The organism is Bacillus sp. EB106-04-04-XG123 (assembly GCF_058791855.1).
In genome coordinates this window covers 181093-201334 of record NZ_JBYTDZ010000003.1, presented here as the reverse complement: position 1 = coordinate 201334, position 20242 = coordinate 181093, and the positions used below count along the sequence as shown (strand labels likewise).

Sequence of the window (20242 nt, the reverse complement as noted above, 5' to 3'; positions counted from 1 at the left end):
ATGGCGAACACCATTGAACAATTTATATTGGCTGTGGCGACAACAAATAAAGAGCGGGTCATTGGCGGAACAGCCGTTTTTTTCTGTGAAAATAAAGAAGAACTCGACATGTATGCCATGAATTTAGAGGCCATTTTAGATGGAATTGCACACGGCATTGGAGAAGATCTTTACTTGATTGTCAAACATTTTTAAGTTATTCATTGTGGTCTGATTAAAAATTGATATAATATATAAGTTGAACCCTTCATGTTTGAAGGGTTTATTTCATAAAACTGAATGAAAATTATAAATCCCGGTTGAAACATGATGATGAACATATTGAATCGCGGCTGGATTGAAAGGAAGGGTACTATGGGTAAACCTGTCGTAGCCATTGTTGGAAGGCCCAACGTTGGAAAATCTACAATTTTTAATCGAATCGCAGGCGAAAGAATATCGATTGTAGAAGACACACCTGGTGTAACAAGAGATCGAATCTATAGCTCTGCTGAATGGTTAAATTATGACTTTAATTTAATAGATACTGGTGGAATTGATATTGGAGATGAGCCATTCTTGGCGCAAATTCGCCATCAGGCAGAAATCGCCATGGACGAAGCGGATGTCATTATCTTTATGGTGAATGGCCGAGATGGCGTAACATCTGCGGATGAAGAAGTCGCAAAAATTTTATATCGCACGAAAAAGCCAGTTGTACTTGCTGTCAATAAATTGGACAACCCTGAAATGAGAAGCGACGTGTATGACTTTTATGCACTCGGATTTGGCGAGCCGTTTCCGATTTCTGGAACGCACGGATTAGGTCTTGGTGATCTGCTTGATGCAGTTGCAGAACATTTTAAAAATTTACCGGATACGCAATATGATGAAGAAGTTGTCCAGTTCTGCTTAATTGGCCGCCCGAATGTAGGGAAATCTTCTTTAGTGAATGCCATGCTGGGAGAAGACCGCGTCATTGTCAGCAACATCGCTGGTACAACAAGAGATGCTGTCGATACGATGTTTACGTACAATCAGCGTGACTTTGTCATTGTTGATACAGCAGGTATGAGGAAAAAAGGGAAAGTATATGAAACAACAGAGAAATACAGTGTGCTTCGTGCATTAAAAGCCATTGATCGCTCTGATGTTGTCGCTGTTGTACTTGACGGTGAGGAAGGCATTATTGAGCAGGATAAACGAATTGCGGGCTATGCACACGAAGCTGGTAAAGCGGTTGTCATCATTGTGAACAAATGGGACGCTGTTGAAAAAGATGAGCGTACGATGAAGGAATTTGAGCAAAACATCCGCGAGCATTTTCAATTCCTTGATTATGCACCTGTCTTGTTTATGTCTGCTCTTACGAAAAAGAGAATTCATACATTAATGCCGTCGATTATTACAGCGAGCGAAAACCATGCAATGCGCGTTCAAACCAATATTTTAAATGATATCATCATGGATGCGGTGGCGATGAATCCAACGCCGACCCATAACGGACAGCGCCTCAAAATTTACTATGCAACACAGGTGGCCATTAAGCCTCCGTCCTTCGTTGTGTTTGTAAACGATCCAGAGCTTATGCACTTTTCTTATGAGCGTTTCCTAGAAAACCGCATTCGAGATGCATTTGGTTTTGAAGGAACACCGATTAAAATATTTGCGAGAGCGAGAAAATAAAAAGGGTGAGTAGGATGAAGAAAATTTCCGTACTTGGAGCAGGCAGCTGGGGAACAGCTCTTGCGCTTGTATTAGCTGATAATCATCATGATGTACACATGTGGGGACATAGACAAGAGCTCATTGATCAAATCAATGAGAAACATGAAAATCATGATTACTTGCCAAATGTAGAACTGCCAGCGTCTATTCAGGCGACAACTGATATGAAGCAGGCTTTAGAGGGGACAGAGGCGATTATTGTCGCTGTGCCAACAAAGGCCATTCGTGAGGTATTGAAGCAGGCAAATGAGCTGATTTCATCGAAGGTGCCGTTTGTCCATGTCAGTAAGGGAATCGAACCAGATACACTTCTTAGAATTTCTCAAATGATTGAACAAGAAGTCCCATCTGAGAAAAGAGAAGCTGTCGTTGTCCTATCAGGGCCAAGTCATGCAGAAGAAGTAGGTCTGCGTCATCCGACAACTGTTACTGTCTCATCAGAAAATATTGAAGCAGCTCAATTTGTTCAAGATTTGTTCATGAACAATCATTTTAGAGTGTACACCAACCCTGATGTGATTGGGGTAGAAATTGGCGGCGCATTGAAAAATATCATTGCTCTTGCGGCTGGTATCACAGACGGACTTGGATATGGTGACAATGCAAAAGCGGCGCTTATCACTAGGGGACTTGCTGAAATCGCACGTCTTGGCACAAAAATGGGAGGGAATCCCCTTACATTTGCCGGATTAACAGGTGTTGGCGATTTGATCGTGACATGTACAAGTGTTCATTCGCGTAACTGGCGCTGCGGGAATTTACTCGGTAAAGGATATAAGCTCGAAGAAGTGCTTGAAAAAATGGGGATGGTTGTCGAAGGCGTCCGCACAACAAAAGGCGCTTATCAGCTTTCTAAAGAATACAAGGTCAGCATGCCGATTACAGAGGCTCTTTACGGCGTCCTGTTTGAAGGGAAAAAGGTTGACGATGCTGTAGAATCTTTAATGGCACGTGTGAAAACACATGAGATGGAAGACCTTGTGAACATGTTTGAAAACCAAACAAAATAAATGGAAAGACTGAACTTAGGCATGTAGAGGATGCAAGAAGGGGAAGACTTGCATAACATAGCAATGAAGTTTGAATAGAGCTTTGCCTCTACAGAATGAGGAAAATAGTCGATCCAATGACTGAAGCAGAGTCCCCCTCTTTGCTTCAGTTTTTTTATGCGCTTTTTTCTGAATGATTGGAAAAATGATTGATATTTACCTTATTTTTGGTTTAAAATGAAATATAAACGCTTACAATTCGTTCGTTTTAAAGGGGGACAGGCACGATGAGTTTTGCTTTAATCAAGATGTGGTTTGCGCTTGGTTCAATGGGGCTCATGTTTTTAGCCGTAGTAACCATTTATTTCAGCAGGTTTAAGCTGAAAAGCAAATTTCTTAAAATAACGGCCTCAACCGTCGCATACAGCTTGATGCTGATATCAGGTATCATTGTGTTTTTAGTTGTCTTTAGCGGGCCGGTCAATGAATAAAGAAAAGGAAGAATGTGATGATCAAAGCAAAAGTCAGTGTCACGCTGTTAGCACTTATGTTATTAACAGGATGTCTGTATCCAGAAAATCGCAAAGCTGAGAACCGGGTGCCATACGAAGAGCAGCTGCAAAGTGTCCAGACAGCGATTGAGGAATTTCAAAAAGCAACAAATGGTCTTCTGCCTATAGAAACGAAAGAAGCAGACACGCCGGTTTATCAGAAATATGTCATCGACTTTAAGCGCTTGTCACCAAGATATTTACACGATGTACCGTCTACATCTTATGAAGGCGGGGGCGAATATATTTATGTCCTCACAGACGTCGAAAAGAAACCAACTGTGAAACTGCTTGATGTCAAAATGACGCAGACCATCAATGAATTACGTCTTAGGATCAAGATGTATCAAGATGAACATACATATCCGCCATACGGCAAAGTCGTATCAGCCAATTTATATACGTTAAATGAAAAAAAATTAGGATTAAAATCGCCGCCTGCGGTCATGAGTCCTGTGACAGGGAATTCCCTCCCATTACTGATTTCATCAAACGGTGACATCTATGTGGACTATCGCAGTGATTTTGCTCATATTTTGAAGAATACGAAGCAAAAGCTGAAACCAGGTGAAAACATTCAAGATGTATATTGGCAGGAAACTCCGTTTGTACCCGCGTTTTCTGTCCCATATACCATCAACAAAAAAGGTGAGCCTGCCTTTTTAGAAAAAAAGACGTCATAAACAAGAATGAACCTTTTTCCTCTGCATATAAATGAGGAGAAAGGTTTTTTTATGGCTAAACATACTCTCAAAACAAAAAGGTGTCATATTCAAATAGGACAACGTCATACACATATATTGTCCAGACACCTTTCAAGCACAGTTTGATTGAAGAATAGAGTATTTAATTTGAAAACGAGGATAGCAAGTCCGGGAGGGGATCACTTGGAAAAAGTCGATATTTTCAAGGATATCGCTGAACGAACAGGAGGCGATATATATTTAGGAGTCGTTGGCGCTGTTCGTACAGGGAAATCTACGTTTATTAAAAAGTTTATGGAGCTCGTGGTGCTCCCGAATATCAATAATGAGGCAGATCGTGCAAGAGCACAGGATGAATTGCCGCAAAGCGCAGCAGGAAAAACCATTATGACCACAGAGCCAAAATTTGTACCGAATCAAGCAGCATCTATTCACGTGAGTGACGGTCTTGATGTCAACATCAGGCTTGTCGATTGTGTGGGATACACTGTCCCTGGTGCGCGCGGGTATGAAGATGAAAATGGCCCAAGAATGATTAATACGCCGTGGTATGAAGAGCCAATCCCGTTTCATGAAGCAGCGGAAATTGGTACACGCAAGGTCATTCAAGAGCATTCAACAATAGGTGTAGTGATTACAACAGATGGTTCCATTGGAGAAATCCCAAGACATGATTATATTGAATCTGAAGAACGTGTGATTGATGAACTCAAAGAGGTTGGAAAGCCATTTATTATGGTTATCAACTCAGTGAGGCCATATCATCCTGAAACAGAAGCGCTCCGGCAGGAACTTAGCCAAAAGTATGATATTCCAGTACTCGCCATGAGCGTAGAAAGTATGAGAGAGCAAGACGTACTCAGTGTACTTCGTGAAGCATTATATGAATTCCCAGTTCTAGAGGTGAATGTGAACCTGCCAAGCTGGGTGATGGTGCTGAAAGAAGATCACTGGCTGAGAGAGAGCTATCAGGATTCAGTGAAGGAAACCGTAAAGGATATTAAAAGATTAAGAGATGTCGACCGTGTCGTTGGTCAATTCAGTGAATTTGATTTTATTGAAAGAGCGGGGTTAGCAGGAATTGAAATGGGTCAGGGGATTGCGGAGATTGACCTATATGCGCCAGATGATCTATATGATCATATTTTAAAAGAAGTCGTTGGTGTAGAAATTAGAGGGAAAGACCATCTGCTTGAGCTCATGCAAGATTTTGCTCATGCTAAGACAGAATATGATCAAGTATCAGACGCATTAAAAATGGTGAAGCAGACTGGTTATGGGATTGCAGCGCCAGCGTTGTCAGATATGAGTTTAGATGAGCCAGAAATCATTAGGCAGGGATCAAGATTCGGCGTAAGGTTAAAAGCGGTAGCGCCATCTATTCACATGATCAAAGTAGATGTAGAGAGCGAATTTGCACCGATTATCGGAACAGAAAAACAAAGTGAAGAGCTTGTCCGCTACTTAATGCAAGACTTTGAAGATGATCCGCTTTCGATCTGGAATTCAGATATATTTGGCCGCTCCCTCAGCTCCCTTGTCAGAGAAGGCATTCAAGCAAAGCTGTCTCTCATGCCGGAAAACGCAAGATATAAGCTGAAGGAAACACTTGAAAGAATCATCAACGAAGGTTCAGGCGGTTTGATTGCGATTATTTTATAGCAAGTGAGACCTCTCATTGATAGGGGTCTTTTTTTGCTTATTGAATGAGTCATAAAAAGACAATTGTATAAAGATTAGTCAGATTCAGGTTGAAATTAGGAATATTCGTTCGCAAAAGTGCCCTTAATCCTTGACGAATAAGGATTCTACCCTTTAAAATGCTTGATATGGTATTTCATATGTGTTAATCTACTTACAGAAAATCTTCACTTTGTTGGACAAACATTCCTTCAAAGAGATGTTTTCTAATGAAAAGCCATGTATAACGCTTTCTAGGACGCTCTTTTTTTCTAAAAAAGGGTATAGAAAGAAGATGAATTGTGAAGAAATGATAACAATCTATTGAATGCATATTTTTGGGAGGAGGTGAAAGGCATGAACAAGACAGAACTTATTAACGCGGTTGCTGAAGCAAGCGAGTTATCTAAAAAAGACGCGACAAAAGCAGTTGATTCTGTTTTTGATACAATTTTAGATGCACTTAAAAATGGTGACAAAATCCAACTTATTGGTTTTGGTAACTTTGAAGTACGTGAGCGTTCAGCTCGTAAAGGACGTAACCCACAAACTGGTGCAGAGATCGAAATCCCTGCAAGCAAAGTACCTGCTTTCAAACCAGGTAAAGCACTTAAAGACGCGGTGGCAGGTAAATAATCGTTATGTGTAATGATCCTGTTGAAGGAGTTATACATATACAGTTTCACACTGGTCTAGAAAAGCCCCTTTCATAAGGGGCTTTTCCTTTTGAATCAAAAGGTTCGTTTAGAACGCTCTCCTTTGCTTTTAGGATCTGAAGTGTGCTAGAATCTGAATGAAATGTAATCGCCTTTGGAGGATATAATACATGAGTGAAATAAATAAAGAATTAATCGAACACGCAGTACGCGATATATTAAAAGCAATCGGAGAAGATCCAGATCGTGAAGGACTTCTCGATACCCCAAAACGAGTCGCAAAAATGTATGAAGAAGTGTTTTCAGGATTAAATGAAGATCCAAAAGAACATTTTAAAACCATTTTTGGCGAAGACCACGAAGAACTCGTCCTTGTAAAAGATATTGCTTTCCATTCAATGTGTGAACACCACCTCGTGCCTTTCTACGGGAAAGCCCACGTTGCTTATATTCCGCGCGGCGGAAAAGTAACGGGACTTAGCAAGCTGGCAAGAGCTGTCGAAGCCGTGGCAAAACGCCCGCAGCTTCAGGAACGCATTACATCAACTATTGCAGATAGTATGGTGGAAACACTTAATCCGCATGGCGTGATGATTGTCGTTGAAGCAGAGCATATGTGTATGACGATGCGCGGAGTGAAAAAGCCAGGCGCTAAAACAGTGACCTCAGCAGTACGCGGCACATTTGCAAATGATGCAGCCGCAAGAGCAGAAGTGCTTTCCTTTATTAAAAACGACTAATTCAATAGATGGACGGTGAACAAAATGAGTGAAAATAAAGCATCTGATTTTGTGGTAATTAAAGCCATTGATAATGGTGTAAACGTCATCGGCCTAACAAGAGGCTCTGATACAAGATTTCACCATTCCGAGAAGCTCGATAAAGGTGAAGTGATCATTGCACAATTTACTGAGCATACGTCAGCGATCAAAGTAAGAGGCGATGCTGTCATTCAAACAAGCTTCGGTGAAATTCAAAGCGAAGCAAAGAAATAAAGAACTTGTATGCACTTGATAGCATAAAAGTGAGAGCTGATATGGTATAATAAATCTCTATACAATGTGCAGGTCTACATATGAAACTGTAATTTTTGGGACAAGGGTGATATCTTTGCAAGACATCTACGGAATTTTATCTAATCTAAATATAAAATTAAATAAAAAGCTTTCTCATCCTTATTTGGCGAAGCATTTACGCGCGCCACTCATCGATGAAGATAAGCTCCTTCTTTTTCATGCAATGTTTGATGAAGCTCAAATTGATGCAGAGAAAAAAGAAAATTATATTTTAACGGCGATGCTTGTGCAAATTGCCCTTGATACCCATGACGAAGTCACAACTGCTGCAGCCATCAAGCAAGACGAATTCAAAAATCGTCAGCTGACCATCCTGGCAGGAGACTATTTCAGCGGTCTCTATTATTCTCTTCTCTCTGACATGAAAGACATTTATATGATCCGCACGCTCGCTACGGCGATCAAAGAGATCAATGAACATAAAATTAGACTGTATGACCGGTCCATACAAGATGCAGCGCACTTTTACAAAAGTGTAGCTACAGTTGAATCTGCGCTTTTCCAAAGGATTTCTGAGCATTTTCAATTAACGCATTGGAATGAGATTGCAAGTCGTTTTCTTGTTTATAAACGTTTCATGAAACAAGCAGAAAATGACAAACATTTAAAACTTTTTTTGAACGATAGTTATACGGACGCCTATTCATGTTTTGACAACTTCGAGAATGAAGGCTATGAAAAGGCCAAACGGCCGATCAAGGAGCATCTTGTTTCATCTCCGGTCGTTCAAAAAGAGCTATTAAATCGCTTGGATCATATGAAAAATGAGCCTGCGTACCATCAGAAAGTGGAAGAAGGGTAAGTCATGCAGCAATCAAAAGAACAGCGAGTACACGGTGTATTTGAAAAAATTTATAAAAACTATGATCAAATGAACTCTGTCATCAGCTTTAAACAGCATAAAAAATGGCGTGATAAAACAATGAAGCTCATGAATGTGCAAAAAGGCTCTAAAGCATTAGATGTATGCTGCGGGACAGCCGATTGGACAATTGCGCTTGCAGATGCTGTTGGAGAAAAAGGCGAGGTCAAAGGCCTTGATTTCAGTAAAAACATGCTGAGTGTTGGAGAAACGAAGGTGAAGACTGGGGGCTACAGACAGATTGAATTACTTCACGGCAATGCGATGGAGCTCCCTTTTGAGGACAACTCATTTGATTATGTCACCATCGGTTTTGGTCTTCGAAACGTACCTGATTATTTAACGGTGCTAAAGGAAATGACAAGAGTAGTGAGGCCCGGAGGAATGGTTGTTTGTCTTGAGACATCACAGCCTGAGATGATCGGCTTTAAGCAGGGCTACTACATCTACTTCAAATACATTATGCCGCTCTTTGGTAAACTGTTTGCCAAAAGCTATCAGGAGTATTCATGGCTTCAAGAATCAGCCAAAACATTCCCTGGCATGAAAGAGCTGGCGGCTCTGTTTGAAGAGGCCGGGTTGTCTGATGTCTCGTATCATCCATTTACAGGCGGTGTAGCAGCAACACATATCGGAAAAAAGCTTTGAATAAACGATATTTGGGTGAAGATAATGAAACTAAAAGCAATGATCTCTTTTTTAAATCATGATATCGATATAATTGAAAAAGAGCTTGAACAAACAGTTCGCTCTGATTATGCATTATTAAGTGAAGCAGGTCTTCATTTGCTGCAAGCGGGCGGAAAACGAATCCGCCCCGTTTTTGTTCTCCTTTCAGGCATGTTTGGTGACTATGACATTAATAAAATAAAATATGTTGCCGTTGCCCTCGAGCTGATTCATATGGCATCACTCGTTCACGATGATGTGATTGATGATGCAGAGCTGAGAAGAGGTAAACCAACGATAAAGGCAAAATGGGATAACAGAATTGCCATGTACACAGGGGATTATATGTTTGCGAGATCACTTGAATACATGACAAAAATCAATCACCCAATGGCACATGAAATTTTGTCAAAAATGGTCGTTGAGCTCTGTCTTGGTGAAATAGAGCAAGTGAAAGATAAATACAATATGGAACAGAACCTGCGTACATATTTAAGAAGAATCAAACGAAAAACAGCCTTGCTTATTGCTGGCAGCTGTCAATTAGGCGCTATTGCAGCAGGTACAGATGAAAAAACACATAAAGCCCTCTATTGGTTTGGATACTATGTCGGCATGTCTTATCAGATCATTGATGATGTCCTTGATTTCACATCAACAGAAGAAGAGCTGGGCAAGCCTGTTGGAGGAGACCTTTTACAAGGAAATGTCACACTCCCAGTTTTATATGCACTGAAAAATCCGACACTAGAAGGTCAATTGAAGCTGATCAATAGTGAAACGACGGAGAAGCAGCTGAAGCCTGTCATTGAAAGCCTCAAACAAACAGATGCGATCGACCGCTCGATTCGAGTGAGTGAAATGTATTTGAAAAAAGCTTTTGAACAGCTCGACAAACTTCCTCGAGGACGAGCGAGAACGTCACTCGCCTCCATTGCAAAATATATTGGGAAACGAAAATTCTAATCAACGTTACGTTGATTGGTTTTTTTGTGAAATTTTTTGTCAAAAATTGATTATTATAAAAAAAAATGATACGATCACTTTGTAACAATGTAAGCCTATACATACATAACGACGGGGTGGAAAACGTATATGGACAAAACATTTCTTATGGTCAAACCTGATGGTGTGGAAAGACAATTAATCGGTGACATTGTGTCAAGATTCGAAAAAAAGGGGCTTCAGCTTGTTGGTGCAAAACTAATGAGTATACCAAAGGAAGTAGCAGAAACACATTACGGAGAGCATAAAGAAAAACCATTTTTCGGGGAATTGGTTGACTTTATTACGTCAGGACCTGTATTTGCAATGGTATGGCAAGGCGAACAGGTTGTAGACGTAACAAGACAAATTATCGGCAAAACAAATCCAAAGGAAGCGCTTCCAGGCACAATAAGAGGAGACTATGGATTGACTGTTGGGAAAAACATTATTCATGGGTCAGACTCACCAGAAAGTGCTGAAAGAGAAATTAACTTATTCTTCAAACAAGAAGAACTCACAAGCTGGGATCAAACCATCTCAAGCTGGATTTATTAAGGTTCAAGCCAAGGTGTTCATTCAATGAGCACTTTGGCTTTTTTTATATTGAACTTTCTACACGAAATTTCGTATGAGAAGATACAAATTTTCGATAAAAACAGCTATACTAGGACAAAGATAGATGAGACAGGAGAGGACATTGATGGATCCATATCAAGTATTTGTTGGAAAATGGAAAAAACTAACCGGGGTTGATCTGAATTTATATAAAGAAGCACAAATGAAACGAAGATTAACATCACTTTATGATAAAAAAGGATTTAAAGATTTCGAAGCATTCGCGGCCGCGCTTGAAAAGGACAGAGCACTATTAGATGAGACGATGGACCGCATGACAATTAATGTGTCAGAATTTTACCGAAACTATCAGCGCTGGGAAGTACTTGATCAAAAAATCCTGCCGCTGCTTTCGAAAAATGGCGGCACTTTAAAGATTTGGAGCGCAGCATGTTCGACTGGAGAAGAGCCATATACACTCTCCATGCTGCTGTCAAGCCATCCTCTTGTGAAAGATTTTCAAATTATTGCAACTGACATTGATGATAAAGTTCTGCAGTCAGCTCAAAAAGGCAGATATCATGAACGCTCTCTGCAAGAGGTACCAGATCATATCAAGCAAAAGTATTTCACAAAAGAAGATTCCTCATTTTACACTGTGAAAAATGAGGTTCGAAAGCATATTCAATTTAAGAAGCACAATCTTTTAGCTGATCCATATGAAAAACAGCTTGACCTTATCGTTTGCCGAAATGTACTGATTTATTTTACTGAAGAGGCGAAAGAAGAAATTTACTTGAAAATGAGCAGTAGTTTAAAACAAAATGGCGTATTATTTGTTGGTTCTACAGAGCAAATTTTTCACCCAGAAAAGTTTGGACTGACATCTGCTGATACTTTCTTTTATCAAAAGAAGGGTATGTAGCTGACTTTTTAGTAGTAAGTGTGTTATTATATTTTTACTTAAAAGCGTTAATGCGATGAAGGGAGATTAAGTCAATGAGGTACTTAACAGCAGGTGAATCACATGGTCCACAATTGACCACAATTATTGAAGGAGTTCCAGCAGGACTTTACATAGAGCAGGATGACATCAATTATGAATTGGCTAGAAGACAAAAAGGTCATGGCCGAGGAAGAAGAATGCAGATCGAAAAAGACCAGGCAAAAGTGTTAAGTGGCGTTCGCCACGGGAGAACATTAGGTTCGCCAATCGCTCTTGTTGTTGAAAATAACGACTGGAAGCACTGGACAAAGGTGATGGGGGCAGAGCCGATTACAGAAGAAGAAGAAAGTGAAATGAAGCGTCAAATCTCTCGTCCAAGACCAGGACATGCGGATTTAAATGGTGCGATTAAATACGGACATCGTGATATGAGAAACGTATTAGAGCGCTCATCAGCCCGCGAGACAACTGTTCGCGTAGCAGCAGGCGCAGTTGCCAAACAAATCTTGGCGCATCTAGGGATTAAAGTAGCTGGCCACGTTCTTGAAATTGGCGGAGTGAAAGCAGCTCATACAGCATACGAGTCTATTGAAGATTTGCAAAAGGTAACAGAAGAATCACCTGTTCGCTGCTATGACAGTGAAGCAGGTCAGCAAATGATGGATGCAATTGATGAAGCGAAGAAAAACGGCGATTCAATTGGCGGAATTGTTGAAGTCATCGTTGAAGGAATGCCGGTTGGGGTTGGCAGCTATGTTCATTACGACCGTAAATTGGACAGCAAGCTTGCAGGCGCTGTACTTAGTATCAACGCTTTTAAAGGGGTTGAATTCGGTATTGGCTTCGAGGCAGCCTCTAAAAATGGCAGTGAGGTCCATGATGAAATCATCTGGGATGAAGAAAAGGGCTATACGAGAAAAACAAACCGCCTAGGTGGTCTTGAAGGCGGAATGTCAACTGGTATGCCAATTGTCGTAAGAGGGGTTATGAAACCAATCCCAACGCTTTATAAGCCGCTTCAAAGCGTTGACATTGAAACAAAAGAACCTTTCTCTGCAAGTATTGAACGTTCTGACAGCTGTGCTGTTCCTGCCGCAAGTGTTGTTGCAGAAGCAGTCGTGGCATGGGAAATTGCCAATGCAGTTGTGGAGCAGTTTGGCCTTGACCAAATCGACCGTATTAAAGAAAATGTTGAAAAAATGCGCCAGCTTCAGAGGGAATTTTAATGAAAACACTGGAAGTTAAGACGTCTTCAGCCACTTATCCTGTATTTATCGGTGATGGGATTAAACGCAATATCGTCGACTTGATAACTTCCACTGGGCATTCCTATACGAAGCTCTTAATCGTCACAGATACAGCTGTTGATGCCATTTATGGTGATGAAATGGTTCGCTTACTTCAAGAGAAGTGGCCTGTGAACAAAGTGGTTGTGCCAAGCGGAGAGCAGTCAAAATCCTTTGCCGAATTTGAGCATATTCATACGAAAGCCATTCAATTTCAGCTTGATCGTTCCTCCTGCATTATTGCGCTGGGAGGCGGTGTGATTGGAGATTTGGCTGGATTTGCTGCTGCCACTTATATGAGGGGCATTGACTTTATCCAAGTTCCGACGACGCTGCTGGCACATGACAGTGCAGTTGGCGGGAAAACAGGGATTAACCATCCGCTCGGTAAAAATTTAATCGGTGCGTTTCATCAGCCAAAAGCTGTGATCTATGATACTAGTATGCTTGAGACTTTATCTCAAATTGAACGAAGATCAGGCTTTGCAGAAGTCATCAAACATGCATTGATTTCTAGTGAAGACTTTTTATCAGAACTAATGTCCATTCGTTCTTTGTCGGATTTATCAAAGAGTGAGCTGGCACATATGCTGTATCAAGGCATTCAAGTCAAAGCGTCAATTGTTCAAGAAGATGAAAAAGAACAAGGTGTGCGTGCATTTTTGAATTTAGGCCATACACTGGGGCATGCCATTGAAGCAGAATACGGATACGGCGTCATCACGCATGGAGATGCCATTGCAATCGGCATGCAGTTTGCGCTGTATGTGAGCGAAAAGCAGCTGGGGCTCAGCCTTAATCGTTTGGAACTAAAAGAGTGGATGCAAGAGCTTGGATTCCCTGTACAAGTCACACCAGATATTTCAACGATAACATTTGTTGACCGGATGATTGGTGATAAAAAAGCAAGAGGCGGCAGTGTTCAATTTGTTTTATTAAAACAGGTTGGAGACGTCACTTTACAGTCTTTCACAAAAGATGAGCTGCACTACTGGCTCGAAGAATGGAAACGGGAGGAGGGATGTCTATGATGTTTCGCGGGATACGTGGGGCTACAACTGTGATAGAAGATACAGAAACTGAAGTGTTAAACAAAACGAAACAGCTGTTAAAAGCGATTATTTCAAGAAACCAAGTAGATCCAGAACGTGTCGTGCAGATCTTGATTTCAGCTACACAAGATATTCACTCCGTTTTTCCGGCAAAAGCACTTCGTCAGTTTGAAGGATGGACATATGTACCGGTTACTTGCATGCAGGAACTAGACATTGATGGCGGTTTAAAGCAATGTATTCGTGTCTTAATGACTGTCCAGACAGATACAAAGCAGGAAGACATACAGCATGTGTACTTGGAAGAAGCTGTGACGCTTCGCCCTGATTTACAGTTGACAAAAAACAAGGAATTATAATACGATATGAACAGCCGAAGTTTACACACAGGTGTAAACGGCATTGCAAGCTTAGAGAAGATGAGAATGAGACTAGGGTAGTTGAGATGAGTAGAGTTGAGCAGAGATACGATACTTCTATTTAATCATACTGCCTAAAAGAGAAACCCTCTTTTAGGCTTATTTCGTATACTCATACAAACCCTCTATATGTCCCCTCATTCTCCTTAATCCCATTTAAGGAGTGTGCTTATGAATTCCCAATCAAACCTGACCCAATTTTTAAAGGACAGTGAGTCCTACAAAACGATCCCAATTGTTGAAACCATTACAGTCGATACGCTCTCACCGATTCAAATTGTTGAAAAACTCAAACAAGATATTGTGTATTTGCTAGAAAGCAAAGATGAGTCTTCCAACTGGTCGAGATATTCCTTCATTGGATTGCATCCGTTTTTAACCTTACATGATGACCAAAACAAATACATTGCACGTGACGCTGCGGGGCAGGAAGTCATGCAAAAGCAAGAGCTGAAAGAACTGCTGGATTGGATGAAAGAGCAATATCAAATCAAAGCGCCAGATATTGATATCCCATTTACAGGTGGGGCTGTTGGGTACTTAAGCTACGATCTGATTCCAAACATTGAACCTTCTGTCAGGCCTCATCGAAACGCATCGCTGGCAGATAATTGCACATTATTTGTCTGCCAAACGATGATCGCCTTTGATCATGAAACGAATCATGTTCATTTTATCCAGTATACCCAGCTAACCGGACATGAAGCAGAAGACGAAAAAATACGCGCTTACAAAGAAAATCAAAAACAGCTTGAACAGATGATTCACAAGCTCCATTCAAAGACTGATATGAAAGAACTGATATTATCAGGGAATATGAATGAGCCGCCATCCTTTGAACATGTGACGTCAACCTATGAAAAAGCGCAATTTTTAAAGGACGTAGAAAAAATCAAAGAATACATTCGAGCGGGTGACATTTTCCAAGGCGTCCTCTCGCAGCGATTTGATATCCCTGTATCAGTGAGTTCATTTGAGTTATACCGCGTGCTTCGGATTGTGAATCCATCTCCTTATATGTATTTTATGAAATTAAAAGACCGTGATTTAGTCGGCAGCTCGCCAGAACGATTAATCCATGCCAAAAACGGGCATCTAGAAATCCATCCTATTGCAGGCACAAGAAAAAGAGGAAGAACAAGAGAAGAGGATGCCGCATTAGCAAAAGAGCTGCTTGAAGATGAAAAGGAAAAAGCGGAGCATTACATGTTAGTGGATCTTGCCAGAAATGATGTAGGCCGTGTGGCAGAATACGGCAGTGTGTCCGTACCGACCTTTACAAAAGTAGTGAATTTTTCACATGTCATGCACATTATCTCCATTGTGACAGGAAAGCTAAAGCGGGATACACATCCAGTCGATGCGCTCATGTCCGCTTTCCCAGCAGGCACATTAACAGGTGCCCCGAAAATAAGGGCGATGCAATTATTAAATGAAATGGAGCCTGAGCCAAGGGAAACGTATGGCGGCTGTATTGCCTATATTGGATTCGACGGTAATATCGACTCCTGTATTACCATTCGTACGATGAGCGTCAAAAATCAGACCGCTTCTATACAAGCAGGCGCTGGCATTGTGGCTGATTCTGTCCCAGAAAACGAGTGGGAAGAGACTTGTAACAAGGCAGGAGCACTTCTGAAAGCCATTCAGCTTGCGGAACATATTTTCTCAGAAAAGGAGAGTGTGCAGGATGAATCACCGACTATCAGCTCTTGTTAATGGAGGCTTTCTATCAGAAAATGAAGCAAATAAACTCATGCAAGATATGATGAGCGGCTTTTTAACAGATGCTGAAGTCGCTGCAAGTCTTTCCATTTTAGCGCATAGAGGAGAAACCGCTGAAGAAATGACGGGTTTTGTGAAAGCCATGCGGCAAAATGCGGCGCCAATGGAACGATCGCTTGATGTTGTTGATACTTGCGGCACAGGAGGCGATGGACTTTCCACCTTTAATATATCAACTGCCGCTGCCATTGTCGCTTCCGCCGCTGGAGCCAAAATCGCCAAACACGGAAATCGATCAGTTTCTTCTAAAAGCGGGAGTGCCGATGTACTAGAGTGTCTTGGGATTCACATTCAATCCACACCGGAAGAAACAAGAAGACAAATACAAGAGAAAAACATGGGCTTTTTATTTGCACCATTGTATCATTCATCTATGAAACAAGTAGCCACAGTCCGCAAGCAGCTCGGCTTCCGGACGGTATTTAATCTGTTAGGTCCGCTTTGCCATCCAATGCAAGCCAAAAAGCAAATCATCGGCGTCTACTCAAAGGAAAAGGCAAAATTAATGGCAAAAGCCCTTGCGCCATTAGAGCCAGAACATGTGCTGTTTGTTTGTGGAGAAGATGGGCTGGATGAATTAACGATTACAGCAAATTCATATGTGATTGAACTCAAAAAAGATGTCATGACAGAATATACACTCAATCCAGAAGACTTTGGGCTGCAAAAAGGATATTTATCAGATATTCAGGTCCAATCACCGGGAGAGAGCGCCAAATTGATTCAGAATATATTGAATCATCAAACAGTAGGGGCGCCGCTTCATATTACTGCCCTGAATGCTGGAGCGGCTTTATATGTCGCAGGGAAGTCAGAAAACCTCATGGCCGGAACATTAAAAGCGATTGAAACGATTAAAAACGGCGCAGCCAAAGAACAATTGGCTCGTTTAAAACAAAAAACGAGAGAGGAAGAGATCTATGCTTAATCAAATCATTGCCCGCAAAAAAGAACATATCCAAACATTGCAGTTACCAGTAGATGAACACTTTGAAAGACGATCATTTAAAGAAGCACTCATGAATCCTCATCGCTCAATTGGTCTAATTGCTGAGGTGAAAAAGGCGTCTCCTTCCAAAGGAATCATTCAACCAAATTTTGATCCTTTACAAACAGCAAAAGCTTACGAAAAATCCAACGCTGATTGCTTATCTGTTTTAACGGATGAACCATTCTTTCAAGGAAAAAATGAATACTTATCCCTCATTAAAAAACACGTAGATCGTCCAATTTTAAGAAAAGATTTCATCATTGACTCCATACAGGTAGAAGAGTCAAGACGTATAGGAGCAGATGCCATTTTATTAATTGGAGAAGTACTTGAGCCGCAAAAGCTGCACGAGCTCTATGCTGAAGCGAAAGAGAATGGACTTGATGTCCTTGTCGAAGTACATGCAGCAGATACACTGGAAAATATTTTAAAGTTGTTCACTCCTGAAATCATTGGAGTGAACAACCGGAATTTAAATACATTTACAACAACAGTTGAACAAACAAAAGAGATTGCCCCCCTCGTTCCAAAAGAGGTCTTACTAGTGAGTGAGAGCGGGATTCAAACATTTGATGATCTAACCTTTGTGAAGAATCATGGAGCGGGTGCAGTCCTTGTAGGAGAATCATTAATGAGAGAACAATCACAAGAAAAAGCCGTTCAGACATTGTTTGGAGAATGAGCAGGATGAAGCCTTATGTAAAATATTGCGGGGCAGTATCACAAGAAGATGTGGAATGTATTGCGCAATCTCACGCAGATGCCATCGGATTTATTTTTGCTCCAAGTAAAAGACAAGTCCAGCCAGATCAAGTGAAACAATGGCTCACCCAAACAAAGTGTAAGAAAAAGATTGCCGGTGTATTTGTAAATGAAAAGATTCAAAAAGTGCGCGAGATCACAAAACATATACCTTTAGATATCGTACAGCTTCATGGAGATGAAGCGCAGGATGACGCAAAAGAAATCAAACAACAAACAGGGGCTGTCGTTTGGAAAGTGTTCCATCACGAGCCCGATGTAACAAGAACGCTTGAAAAAATGACGTCATTTGCGCCTGTTGTCGATGGCTTCCTTATTGATGCAAAAGTAAAAGGGATGAGAGGCGGCTCTGGAACAGCTTTTGCTTGGGAGGCAGTGCCTCTATACGTTAAACATGCAAAACGGCTGGGGAAGACTTGCGTAATTGCAGGCGGCATCACACCAGAAACGATAGCAGATCTGCTCGCCTATGGTCCAGAAGCGATCGATCTTTCAAGCGGAATAGAAGAAAACGGAAAGAAAAGCAGCGCTAAGATCGAAGCGCTCGAAGAAAGGATGTTAAATGATGTACGCATATCCAAATGAAATTGGCAGATACGGAGAATTCGGAGGGAAATTTGTCCCAGAAACGCTCATGCAGCCACTTGCAGAAATCGAACAGGCATTTCGTGAATTAAAAGAAGATCCTGCTTTTCAAGCAGAATATGTATCACTACTTCAAAACTATTCAGGCAGACCAACTGCGCTTACATATGCTGATCAAATATCAGCATACCTCGGCGGCGCAAAGATCTATTTAAAAAGAGAAGATTTAAACCACACAGGTGCTCATAAAATTAACAATGCGCTTGGGCAGGCCCTGCTTGCGAAAAAAATGGGGAAATCAAACATCATCGCGGAAACAGGCGCAGGTCAGCACGGAGTAGCTGCTGCAACGGTGGCCGCAAAGTTCGGGTTATCCTGCACGGTCTTTATGGGAAAAGAAGATGTGGAAAGACAATCACTCAATGTCTTCCGAATGAAACTGCTTGGCGCTGAAGTCATACCTGTCACAAGCGGAAATGGTACTTTAAAAGATGCAACAAACGAAGCCATTCGCTATTGGGTTCAGCACTGCAGTGATCATTTTTATATGATCGGCTCCGTTGTTGGCCCTCATCCGTATCCTCAAATTGTCAGCGAGTTCCAGCGCATGATTGGTGATGAAGCAAAAGAGCAGCTGCTTGAAAAAGAAGGAAGACTTCCTCATAAAGTCATTGCTTGTGTTGGCGGCGGAAGTAATGCCATTGGAATGTACCGGGCATTCTTAGATGAAGAGGTAGATATCATTGGGGTAGAAGCTGCTGGAAAAGGAATCGATACGCCGCTCCATGCTGCAACCATCACGAAAGGAACCAAAGGTGTGATCCACGGGTCTTTGACCTATTTAATCCAAGACGAATTTGGCCAGATTATTGAGCCATATTCTATTTCCGCTGGTTTAGATTATCCGGGAATTGGACCAGAGCACGCCTATTTACATGCGAGCGGACGGGTTCAATATGTGAGCGCGACAGATCAAGAAGCACTAGATGCCCTAAAACTGCTGACTGAAAAAGAAGGAATACTTCCAGCAATTGAATCTGCACATGCGCTAGCCAAGGCGTTTGAGGTAAGCAAGACGATGAATGAAGATGAAATCGTTCTTGTCTGCCTGTCAGGAAGAGGCGATAAGGATGTGCATACATTAATGAACGTGCTTGAAAGTGAGGGGAAACAAAATGATTAGATTTCAATTAGAGCAAGATGAAAAATTATTCATCCCATTTATCACAGCAGGAGATCCGTCAGAAGACATCACGATTGATTTAGCTATCTCCCTTCAAGCAGCCGGTGCACATGCGATTGAACTCGGTGTTCCTTATTCGGATCCATTAGCGGACGGTCCTGTCATTCAAAGAGCCTCCAAAAGAGCTCTAAATCATGGCATGAATATCGTAAAAGCGATAGAATTAGCAGGGAAGATGAAAAAAAACGGTGTAAAAATTCCTGTAATTCTATTTACGTATTATAATCCTGTGTTACAATTAGACACAGAATACTTTTTCGCTTTACTGCGCAAAAATCATATTTCGGGACTCTTAACACCCGACTTGCCGTTTGAAGAGAGCAGCGAGCTGCAAAAGAACTGTCAAACCCATGACATTTCATATATTTCACTCGTTGCACCAACAAGCAAGGAACGATTAGTAAACATTGTAGAGCAGGCAGAAGGTTTTGTGTATTGTGTTTCATCTCTTGGTGTAACTGGTGTCAGACAATCCTTTGACGCGTCAATTACAGATTTTATTCAACAAGTGAAACAGCTGAGTCACATACCGGTTGCGGTCGGTTTTGGCATCTCAACAAGAGAGCAGGTAGACTCAATGAATAAACTGAGTGACGGCGTCGTTGTCGGCAGTGCACTTGTGAAGAAAATTGAAGAGCTTCAAGAACAATTGCTGGCAAGTGATACACGTCAAGAGGCTTTAAGAGAATTTGAAACATATGCAAAAACATTTAGTCCCCTCTATTCATTCAAATGAG

At 41.4% G+C, this 20242-nt stretch carries 23 protein-coding genes; all 23 read left to right on the top strand.

Features of this window, described 5'->3' with window-relative positions:
- Positions 1-195 (top strand): capping complex subunit for YIEGIA, encoded by a 195-nt coding sequence (locus tag AC3WTB_RS11465; RefSeq protein ID WP_008344527.1) that lies wholly within the window; start codon positions 1-3, stop codon positions 193-195.
- 159 nt (positions 196-354) lie between these two features.
- Positions 355-1665: a ribosome biogenesis GTPase Der gene (der, locus tag AC3WTB_RS11460; protein ID WP_041085918.1), complete on the top strand. Its 1311-nt coding sequence runs from the start codon at positions 355-357 to the stop codon at positions 1663-1665.
- A gap of 14 nt (positions 1666-1679) precedes the next feature.
- Positions 1680-2717, top strand: a complete 1038-nt coding sequence (locus AC3WTB_RS11455; RefSeq protein WP_041085916.1) for an NAD(P)H-dependent glycerol-3-phosphate dehydrogenase — start codon at positions 1680-1682, stop codon at positions 2715-2717.
- Positions 2718-2983: 266 nt separating this feature from the next.
- Positions 2984-3187 carry a DUF2768 domain-containing protein gene (locus AC3WTB_RS11450; protein ID WP_034280421.1) on the top strand — a complete coding sequence of 68 codons (204 nt, stop codon included), beginning with the start codon at positions 2984-2986 and terminating at the stop codon, positions 3185-3187.
- A gap of 17 nt (positions 3188-3204) precedes the next feature.
- On the top strand, positions 3205-3930 hold the full coding sequence (locus tag AC3WTB_RS11445; RefSeq protein WP_106025039.1) for a YphF family lipoprotein: 726 nt from the start codon (positions 3205-3207) through the stop codon (positions 3928-3930).
- A gap of 204 nt (positions 3931-4134) precedes the next feature.
- Positions 4135-5613, top strand: coding sequence for a stage IV sporulation protein A (gene spoIVA / locus AC3WTB_RS11440; RefSeq protein WP_008344534.1), 1479 nt, complete (start codon positions 4135-4137; stop codon positions 5611-5613).
- A 375-nt stretch (positions 5614-5988) separates the two neighbouring features.
- On the top strand, positions 5989-6267 hold the full coding sequence (gene hbs, locus AC3WTB_RS11435; RefSeq protein ID WP_003215863.1) for a non-specific DNA-binding protein Hbs: 279 nt from the start codon (positions 5989-5991) through the stop codon (positions 6265-6267).
- A gap of 190 nt (positions 6268-6457) precedes the next feature.
- Positions 6458-7027 carry a GTP cyclohydrolase I FolE gene (gene folE / locus AC3WTB_RS11430; RefSeq protein ID WP_003215789.1) on the top strand — a complete coding sequence of 190 codons (570 nt, stop codon included), beginning with the start codon at positions 6458-6460 and terminating at the stop codon, positions 7025-7027.
- A 24-nt stretch (positions 7028-7051) separates the two neighbouring features.
- Positions 7052-7282, top strand: a complete 231-nt coding sequence (mtrB, locus tag AC3WTB_RS11425) for a trp RNA-binding attenuation protein MtrB (RefSeq protein WP_008344541.1) — start codon at positions 7052-7054, stop codon at positions 7280-7282.
- A gap of 115 nt (positions 7283-7397) precedes the next feature.
- Positions 7398-8165, top strand: coding sequence for a heptaprenyl diphosphate synthase component 1 (locus tag AC3WTB_RS11420; protein ID WP_041085908.1), 768 nt, complete (start codon positions 7398-7400; stop codon positions 8163-8165).
- Positions 8166-8168: 3 nt separating this feature from the next.
- Positions 8169-8873 (top strand): demethylmenaquinone methyltransferase, encoded by a 705-nt coding sequence (locus AC3WTB_RS11415; RefSeq protein WP_251180429.1) that lies wholly within the window; start codon positions 8169-8171, stop codon positions 8871-8873.
- A 24-nt stretch (positions 8874-8897) separates the two neighbouring features.
- Entirely contained in the window at positions 8898-9860 is a 963-nt protein-coding gene (gene hepT, locus AC3WTB_RS11410; RefSeq protein ID WP_041085904.1) for a heptaprenyl diphosphate synthase component II, read from the top strand.
- Between the two features lie 129 nt (positions 9861-9989).
- On the top strand, positions 9990-10436 hold the full coding sequence (gene ndk / locus AC3WTB_RS11405; protein WP_024422808.1) for a nucleoside-diphosphate kinase: 447 nt from the start codon (positions 9990-9992) through the stop codon (positions 10434-10436).
- A gap of 145 nt (positions 10437-10581) precedes the next feature.
- Positions 10582-11361, top strand: a complete 780-nt coding sequence (locus tag AC3WTB_RS11400; RefSeq protein ID WP_039179563.1) for a CheR family methyltransferase — start codon at positions 10582-10584, stop codon at positions 11359-11361.
- A 74-nt stretch (positions 11362-11435) separates the two neighbouring features.
- A complete protein-coding gene (aroC, locus tag AC3WTB_RS11395) occupies positions 11436-12608 on the top strand; it encodes a chorismate synthase (RefSeq protein WP_039179560.1) in 1173 nt (390 codons plus the stop codon).
- Entirely contained in the window at positions 12608-13699 is a 1092-nt protein-coding gene (gene aroB / locus AC3WTB_RS11390) for a 3-dehydroquinate synthase (RefSeq protein WP_268502831.1), read from the top strand. The genes aroC and aroB overlap by 1 nt, the downstream gene beginning before the upstream one ends.
- Positions 13696-14079, top strand: coding sequence for a chorismate mutase (gene aroH, locus AC3WTB_RS11385; RefSeq protein WP_492333747.1), 384 nt, complete (start codon positions 13696-13698; stop codon positions 14077-14079). The genes aroB and aroH overlap by 4 nt, the downstream gene beginning before the upstream one ends.
- A 231-nt stretch (positions 14080-14310) precedes the next feature.
- Positions 14311-15858: an anthranilate synthase component I gene (trpE, locus tag AC3WTB_RS11380; RefSeq protein ID WP_492333746.1), complete on the top strand. Its 1548-nt coding sequence runs from the start codon at positions 14311-14313 to the stop codon at positions 15856-15858.
- Positions 15830-16852, top strand: a complete 1023-nt coding sequence (trpD, locus tag AC3WTB_RS11375; protein WP_440601642.1) for an anthranilate phosphoribosyltransferase — start codon at positions 15830-15832, stop codon at positions 16850-16852. Before trpE ends, trpD begins: the two co-directional genes overlap by 29 nt.
- The gene (gene trpC / locus AC3WTB_RS11370; protein WP_073979673.1) at positions 16845-17597 is read left to right on the top strand and encodes an indole-3-glycerol phosphate synthase TrpC; all 753 of its coding nucleotides are present in this window, start codon (positions 16845-16847) and stop codon (positions 17595-17597) included. Before trpD ends, trpC begins: the two co-directional genes overlap by 8 nt.
- Positions 17594-18262 carry a phosphoribosylanthranilate isomerase gene (locus AC3WTB_RS11365; RefSeq protein ID WP_492333745.1) on the top strand — a complete coding sequence of 223 codons (669 nt, stop codon included), beginning with the start codon at positions 17594-17596 and terminating at the stop codon, positions 18260-18262. The genes trpC and AC3WTB_RS11365 overlap by 4 nt, the downstream gene beginning before the upstream one ends.
- Positions 18243-19445: a tryptophan synthase subunit beta gene (gene trpB / locus AC3WTB_RS11360; RefSeq protein ID WP_041085889.1), complete on the top strand. Its 1203-nt coding sequence runs from the start codon at positions 18243-18245 to the stop codon at positions 19443-19445. The genes AC3WTB_RS11365 and trpB overlap by 20 nt, the downstream gene beginning before the upstream one ends.
- Complete coding sequence (trpA, locus tag AC3WTB_RS11355; RefSeq protein ID WP_047203219.1) at positions 19438-20241, top strand: tryptophan synthase subunit alpha; 804 nt, start codon at positions 19438-19440, stop codon at positions 20239-20241. The genes trpB and trpA overlap by 8 nt, the downstream gene beginning before the upstream one ends.
- Position 20242 lies beyond the last annotated feature (1 nt).